Annotated in this window: 1 protein-coding gene; it reads left to right on the plus strand. The window is 49.8% G+C overall.

Annotation, left to right across the window (positions count from 1 at the left end):
- Positions 1–19: 19 nt before the first annotated feature.
- Positions 20–279: hypothetical protein (locus SB753_RS36655; RefSeq protein ID WP_410805025.1), on the plus strand; the 260-nt coding region annotated here is incomplete at its 3' end.

Genomic DNA, 279 nt, shown 5'->3' on the forward strand with positions numbered 1-279 from the left:
ACCACCAGCGCAAGCGGTAATGGTTGAGAAACAGGGCAGCGATGTCGCTATACCGGTTGTGTATGGCACCAGGCGCATTGGTGCCATTAAGGTTCACAAATACGTAACTGATGCCAGTGGCGGTGCTGAAAACGAATACCTGCACATTATTGCGGTGCTGTGCGAAGGTGAAATAGACGCCATAACTGAAGTACAGTTTGGCGGCGTGTCAGAAACTGATGAAAAGTGGAATAAAAACGGCGGCGGCAAATGGTTTACCCTGGAACGTTATCTTGGCAC

It is taken from the genome of Paraburkholderia sp. SIMBA_053, assembly GCF_046534895.1.
In the GTDB taxonomy this organism is placed as follows: Bacteria; Pseudomonadota; Gammaproteobacteria; order Burkholderiales; family Burkholderiaceae; genus Paraburkholderia; species Paraburkholderia caledonica.